We start from the raw sequence: 7,135 nt of genomic DNA, 5'->3' as shown, positions 1-7,135 counted from the left end.
GGACTTGGCGATGGAAGTGGCGGTGGGGGTGGTGTCCATGCCCACAATGTGAACTGGGCCTCACGGCACGGCAGCCTTGTGGTCATTCTGTTCACTCCCGTGACCCACGGCCGACATCGGCGGCCGACCGGCGCGCCACACTTGCGCCAGCAGCCGAAGCGCGGACAGGAGGTGTCGTGGCCCGACGGCAGTGGAGCATCGCGGGGCAGCTCTTCGCCCTCCAGGCCCTGGTGGTCGGCCTCCTGGTGCTGGCGGCGTCGGCGGGCGGCGTGTGGCTGGCCCGCAGCGACGCACGGGACGCCGCCCGAAAGGAGGTGCTGGCCGTGGCGCACACCGTGGCCGGTTCCCCGGACGTGCGCGCGGCACTCGCCTCCGCCGACCCGTCTGCGTCGCTCCAGCCGTACGCGGAGGCCACCCGGGTGGCGACCGGGACGGACTTCGTGGTGGTGATGGCCCCCGACCGGACCCGGTACTCGCACCCCCGGCCGGAGCGGATCGGTCAGCCGTTCGTCGGCGACATCGGGCCGGCGCTGGCGGGTCGGGCGTTCACCACCACGAACGTGGGCACCCTCGGCGAGTCGGTGCGGGCGGTGGTGCCGGTCCGCGCCGCGGACGGCCGGATCGTCGGGCTGGTCTCCGTCGGCATCTCCACCAGCGCGATCAACCGCCGCCTGCTGGCCCAGGCCCCCGTGCTGCTCGCCGCCGCCACCCCGGCGCTCGCCCTCGCGGCGACCGGCTCGTGGCTGCTGAGCCGGCGGCTGCGCCGGCAGACCCACGGCCTGGGCCCTGGTCAGATGACCAGGATGTACGAGTACCACGACGCGGTCCTGCACTCGGTGCGAGAGGGGTTGGTGGTGGCGACGGTGGACCGCCGGGTGGCCCTGGTCAACGACGAGGCGCGGCGGCTGCTGGGGCTCGCCGACGAAGCGACGGTGGTGGACCGGCCGGCCGGGGAGGTCGACCTGCCGCCCGCCGTGGCGGACCTGCTGGCCTCCGGGCGGGACGCGCACGACGAGCCGGTCGTGGCCGGCGACCGGGTGCTGGTGGTCAACCAGCGCACGGCGATGTTCGAGGGGCACCGCCTCGGCACCGTGCTGACCCTGCGGGACCAGACGGAGCTACGTACCCTCACCAGCGAGCTGGATTCGGTGCGGGCGCTGACCGACGCGCTGCGGGCGCAGACCCACGAGTCGGCCAACCGGCTGCACACCGTGCTGACGCTGGTGGAGCTGGGCCGGGCCGACGAGGCGGTCCGGCTGGCCACCGAGGACCTGGCGGTCGCCCAGCAGCTCACCGACCGGGTGGTCGGCGCGGTGACCGAGCCGGCCCTGGCCGCCCTGCTGCTGGGCAAGTCGGCGCAGGCCGGCGAGCGCGGCGTGGACCTGCTGGTGGAACCGGACTGCCGGCTCGACGGCACCCCGCTGCCCGTGACGGACCTGATCACCGTCGTCGGGAACCTGATCGACAACGCTCTGGAGGCGGTGGCCGGCACCGAGGCGCCCCGGCGGGTGCGGGTCTCCGTCGGCGCCGACGACGGTGCCGTGGTGGTCCGGGTCGGCGACAGCGGGCCGGGGCTGGCACCGGAACGGGTGGCCGACGCGTTCCGGCGCGGCTGGTCGACCAAGAGCGCCGGGCGGGGCCTCGGTCTGGCCCTCGTCGGCCAGGTGGTACGCCGCCACGGCGGCCGGGCCGACGTGGGCCGCTCCGTCGACGGCGGGACCCTGTTCACCGTCCGGCTGCCGGTCCCGGGCCGGGTGGGGCAGCCGTGACCGACATCCGGGTGCTCGTGGTGGAGGACGAGCCGCTGCTGGCCGAGGCGCACCGCACGTACACCGAGCGGGTGCCCGGGTTCGTGGTGGTCGGGGTGGCGCACACCGCGCGGGAGGCGATGGCGGCGCTGCGGCGGCGCGAGGAGAACCCGGTCGATCTCGTCCTGCTCGACTTCCGGCTGCCCGACCTGCACGGGCTGGAGGTGTGCCGGGCGCTGCGGGCCGCCGGCAGCACGGTGGACGTGCTGGCCGTGACCTCGGCCCGGGACCTGGCGGTGGTCCGTACGGCGGTGTCGCTCGGGGTGACCCACTACCTGCTCAAGCCGTTCACCTTCGCGGCGTTCCGCGACAAGCTGCACCGGTACGCCGAGTACCGCCGCCAGGTGCTGGCCGAGGGTGAGGTGGCCGCCCAGCACGAGGTGGACCGGATGTTCGCCACCCTGCGCGGCCCGGCCGCGCACACCCTGCCGAAGGGGCTCGACGAGCAGACCCTGCGCACGGTGCTCGGCTCGCTCACCGGCGACGCCGGCCGATCCGCCTCCGAGGTGGCCCGGCTGGCCGGCATCTCCCGGGTCACCGCCCGTCGGTACCTGGAGTACCTGGTGGCCGCCGAACGGGCGGTGCGTACCCCCCGCTACGGCTCCCCGGGCCGCCCGGAGATGGAGTACCGCCCGGCCTGACCCTGCGGTGCCCGCCGCTCACCGGCGGGCCGGTGAGCGACCGGTCAGCTGACGTTGGCGGGGCCGAGGACGCTCTTGAGGTCGCCCATCAGGGCGGTGGTGGCCGCGACCCGGAACGGGCCGAGTCGCAGGGTGGTGGTCTTGCCGCCGTTGAGGAGCTTGACGTGGACCTCGGTGTCGCCGGGGTGCAGGACGAGGGTTTCCTTGAGGCGTTCCACAAGTGGCGGGGTGCACCGGTGCACGGGGATGGTGAGGGTGACCGGTTTGCTGCCCGGGTTGCTGGTGACGTCGGGCAGCTGCATGTCCATGGCCATGATGCGGGGGGTGTCGTCGCGGCGGTCGACCCGCCCCTTGACCACCACGATGGCGTCCTCGGCGATGTACTGGCCGATCACCTCGTACGTGTTGGGGAAGAACAGGGTCTCCACGCCGCCGGCGAGGTCCTCCAGGGTGGCCGACGCCCAGGCCCGGCCCTGCTTGGTGACCCGCCGCTGCACGCCGGAGAGGATGCCGGCGAGGGTGACCACCGCCCCGTCGGGGACGGTGCCCTCCTCGGACAGGGCGGCGATGGTGGTGTCGGCGGCGGCGCCGAGGACGTGTTCGAGGCCGAACAGCGGGTGGTCGGAGACGTAGAGGCCGAGCATCTCGCGTTCGAAGGCGAGCTTGTCCCGCTTGTCCCACTCGGCTTCGCCGATGGTCGGCATGACGGTGGTGCTGCCGCCGGCGGCCTCGGCGTCGCCGAAGCCGGCGCCGAACAGGTCGTACTGGCCGACGGCCTCCTTGCGCTTGACGTCGGCGTACGCGTCGATGGCGTCGGCGTGCACGGCGAGCAGGCCCTTGCGGCTGTGCTGCATGACGTCGAACGCGCCGGCCTTGATCAGCGATTCGATGGTCTTCTTGTTGCACACCACCGCGTCGACCTTGGCCAGGAAGTCGTAGAAGTCAACGTACTCGCACTTCTCCTGCCGGCACCGCATGATCGAGGCCACCACGTTCGCCCCGACGTTGCGGATCGCCGCCAACCCGAACCGGATGTCCTTCCCGACCGGGGTGAACGGCCCGGCCGAGGTGTTCACGTCCGGCGGCAGCACCTGGATGCCCATCCGCCGGCACTCCGACAGGTACAACGCCATCTTGTCCTTGTCGTCACCCACCGACGTCAGCAGCGCCGCCATGTACTCGGCCGGGTAGTGCGCCTTCAGGTACGCCGTCCAGTACGACACCAGCCCGTACGCCGCCGAGTGCGCCTTGTTGAACGCGTACCCGGCGAACGGGACGAGGACGTCCCACACGGCCTGGATCGCCTCGTCGGAGTAGCCGCGCTCGCGGCAGCCGTCCCTAAACGGCACGAACTCCTTGTCCAGGATCTCCTTCTTCTTCTTGCCCATCGCCCGGCGCAACAGGTCCGCCTGACCCAGCGTGTACCCGGCGAGGATCTGCGCCGCCCGCTGCACCTGCTCCTGGTAGACGATCAGGCCGTGCGTCGGGGCCAGGATCTCCCGCAGCGGCTCCTCCAACTCCGGGTGGATCGGCGTGATCTCCTGCAACCCGTTCTTGCGCAACGCGTAGTTCGTGTGCGAGTCCACGCCCATCGGACCAGGCCGGTACAACGCCAGCACGGCGGAGATGTCCTCGAAGTTGTCCGGCTTCATCAACCGCAGCAGCGACCGCATCGGCCCACCGTCGAGCTGGAACACCCCCAGCGTGTCGCCGCGCGCCAGCAGCTCGTACGCGGCCTTGTCGTCCAGGTCCAACCCCAGCAGGTCCAGGTCCCTGCCGTGGTTGAGCTGGATGTTCTTCACCGCGTCGTCGATGATCGTCAGGTTCCGCAGACCCAGGAAGTCCATCTTCAACAACCCGAGCGACTCGCACGTCGGGTAGTCGAACTGAGTGATGATCACCCCGTCGGAGTCCCGCCGCATCAACGGGATGTGCTCGATGATCGGCTCCGCCGACATGATCACCCCCGCGGCGTGCACCCCGGTCTGCCGGATCAGCCCCTCGATGCCCTTCGCCGTGTCGATGACCTTCTTCACGTCCGGGTCCGACTCGTACAGGCCCCGGATCTCCCCCGCCTCCGCGTAGCGCGGGTGCTTCGGGTCGAAGATCCCCGACAGCGGGATGTCCTTGCCCATCACCGCCGGCGGCATCGCCTTGGTGATCCGGTCCCCCACCGCGTACGGGAACCCCAGCACCCGCGCCGAGTCCTTGATCGCCGCCTTCGCCTTGATCGTGCCGAACGTCGCGATCTGCGCGACCTTGTCCTCACCCCACTTGTCGGTGACGTACTTGATCACCTCACCGCGCCGACGCTCGTCGAAGTCGATGTCGACATCCGGCATCGACACCCGCTCCGGGTTGAGGAACCGCTCGAAGATCAGCCCGTGCGGGATCGGGTCCAGGTCCGTGATCCCCAACGCGTACGCCACCAGCGAGCCGGCCGCCGAGCCACGACCCGGACCCACCGCGATGCCCTGACTCTTCGCCCACCCGATGAAGTCGGCGACCACGAGGAAGTACGACGGGAACCCCATCTGGATGATGACGCCCAACTCGTACTCCGCCTGCACCACGTGCCCCTCGGGAACCCCGCCCGGGAACCGCCGGGCCAGGCCCTTGAAGGTCTCCTTGCGGAACCACGACTCCTCCGTCTCCCCCTCCGGGATCGGGAAGCGCGGCATCAGGTTGTGGAACTCGAACATCCCCGCCGGGTCGACCTTCTCCGCCACCAGCAGCGTGTTACGGCAGCCCTCCAGCCAGAGCTGGGAGGAGTCGACGGCGCGCATCTGCTCGGCCGACTTGATGAAGTAGCCGCCGCCCTCGAAGCGGAACCGGTTCGGGTCGGCGATGTTGCTGCCGGTCTGCACGCACAGCAGCACGTCGTGCGCCTCGGCCTGGGCCTCGTGGGTGTAGTGCGAGTCGTTGGTCACCACCGGCGGGATGCCGAGCTTCTTGCCGATCTCGGTGAGCCCGTCGCGGACCCGGCGCTCGATGTCGAGGCCGTGGTCCATCAGCTCCAGGAAGTAGTTGTCCCTGCCGAAGATGTCCTGGTACGCGGAGGCGACCTTGAGCGCCTCGTCGAACTGGCCGAGCCGTAGCCGGGTCTGCACGGCACCGGAGGGACAGCCGGTGGTGGCCATGATCCCCTCGGCGTGCTCGGCGATCAACTCCATGTCCATCCGGGGCCACTTGACGTAGTGACCCTCCATGGAGGCGCGCGAGTTGAGGGTGAACAGGTTGTGCAGGCCGGTCTTGTTCGCCGCCCACATGGTCATGTGGGTGATCGCGCCGTTGCCGGAGACGTCGTCGCTCTTCTGCTCCGGCCGGCCCCACTTCACCCGCGCCTTGTGGTAGCGCGACTCCGGCGCCACGTACGCCTCGACGCCCAGGATGGGGGTGATCCCGGCGGCCATGGCCTGCTTGTAGAAGTCGTTCGCGCCGTGCATGTTGCCGTGGTCGGTCATCGCGACCGCGGGCATGCCGAGCCGGCTGGCCTCGGCGAAGAGGTCCTTGAGCCGGGCCGCACCGTCGAGCATCGAGTACTCGGTGTGCACGTGCAGATGCGCGAACGAATCGCCCATGCGTGGCGCCCCCCCGGGTCGGATCATGGGTTGTCGAGATCGGTCGGCCCACCCTATCGCCGGGGGATCGGCGACCTCCAGCAGCCGCGCGGGCGGACCACCACCGGGTGGCGGGGATCTCCCCGGTCACGCTGGCGGCGGGCCCGGTCGGTTGCCCGACTCGCCCGCGCGCCTCCGGCGGCGGTGGCCGTACCGTGGTCGCCACGACACCCGGCGAGCGATCGGCGCACCCGGCGAGCATTGGACACCACCGCATGCCCCTTGCGGACGGCATCGAGGAACTGGCCCGCGTGGCGGCGCGCGGCGACGAGGCGGCCCTGCACGCCCTGCTCGTGGCCGTCCGCCCGGAGGTCCTCCGACTGTGCGCCCGGCTGCTGCCCCACCGGGAGGACGCCGAGGAGGCGTGCCAGGACGCGCTGCTGGCGCTGGCCCAGGGGATCACCCGGTTCGAGGGGCGCTCGTCGTTCCACACCTGGCTGTACCGGCTGACCGCCAACCGGGCGCGCTCGACGTACCGGGGGCTGCGGCGGCGCTGGGAGGTGGAGTCCGCCGGCGTGCCGCTGCCGGATCCGCCGGACCCTCGCCGCACCAGCGTGGTCGCCGGCACCCGGCTCGACCTGCTCGACGCGCTCGACGCGGTGCGCCCCGAACTGGCCGAGGCGGTGGCCCTGCGGGACGTCCTCGGGCTGGGCTACGCCGAGATCGCCACCCTGCTCGGGGTGCCCGAGGGGACCGTCAAGTCCCGGCTGCACGAGGCCCGCCGGCAGGTCCGACGGCGGCTGTCCGGCGACCCCGGCTGAGCCGGCGACGGGATGGACGGGATGCGGAGGGACCCGGTGCCGCGGCACCGCAGCGCAGGGCTCGGCCGGTCGCGCGGGCACGCCGGCCCGGCCGGCCCGGCCCGGCGGCTCGCCTCGGCGGCGGTCGCCGCGTTCACCCTGGCCGTCGCGGCATGCGGCGGCGACACTCCCGTCGCGCCGCTGCCCGTCGCGCCGCCGACCGCCGTACCGTCGACCCCGCCGGCGCCGTCCGGCCCAGCCACGTCGACCGCGCCGGCCCCGCCCCGCGCGGCCCCGACCTCCCGGCGGCGGGGGCCGCCGGGAGG

At 72.2% G+C, this 7,135-nt stretch carries 4 protein-coding genes and 1 pseudogene; 4 read left to right on the top strand and 1 reads right to left on the bottom strand.

The genetic code is table 11. The features are described 5' to 3' along the window. Positions 1-176: 176 nt before the first annotated feature. Both E1258_RS28000 and E1258_RS27995 read left to right on the top strand, forming a co-directional pair. Positions 177-1,769, top strand: coding sequence for a sensor histidine kinase (locus E1258_RS28000; RefSeq protein WP_132406401.1), 1,593 nt, complete (start codon positions 177-179; stop codon positions 1,767-1,769). After that, positions 1,766-2,449 carry a response regulator gene (locus E1258_RS27995; RefSeq protein WP_132406399.1) on the top strand — a complete coding sequence of 228 codons (684 nt, stop codon included), beginning with the start codon at positions 1,766-1,768 and terminating at the stop codon, positions 2,447-2,449. Before E1258_RS28000 ends, E1258_RS27995 begins: the two co-directional genes overlap by 4 nt. Positions 2,450-2,493: 44 nt before the next feature. On the opposite strand, the gene dnaE is transcribed toward E1258_RS27995, so the two are convergent. Continuing rightward, complete coding sequence (dnaE, locus tag E1258_RS27990) at positions 2,494-6,030, bottom strand: DNA polymerase III subunit alpha (RefSeq protein WP_132406397.1); 3,537 nt, start codon at positions 6,028-6,030, stop codon at positions 2,494-2,496. A 254-nt stretch (positions 6,031-6,284) separates the two neighbouring features. On the opposite strand from dnaE, the gene E1258_RS27985 reads away from it, so the two are divergent. Then, positions 6,285-6,830: an RNA polymerase sigma factor gene (locus tag E1258_RS27985; RefSeq protein WP_132406395.1), complete on the top strand. Its 546-nt coding sequence runs from the start codon at positions 6,285-6,287 to the stop codon at positions 6,828-6,830. A 21-nt stretch (positions 6,831-6,851) separates the two neighbouring features. Further along, positions 6,852-7,135, top strand: a pseudogene (locus E1258_RS27980) (hypothetical protein); the annotation flags it as partial.

Source organism: Micromonospora sp. KC207 (genome assembly GCF_004348615.1).
Lineage (GTDB): Bacteria > Actinomycetota > Actinomycetes > Mycobacteriales > Micromonosporaceae > Micromonospora.
The sequence above is the reverse complement of the archived record's forward strand: the minus strand, read 5'-3'. Positions and strand labels throughout refer to the sequence as shown.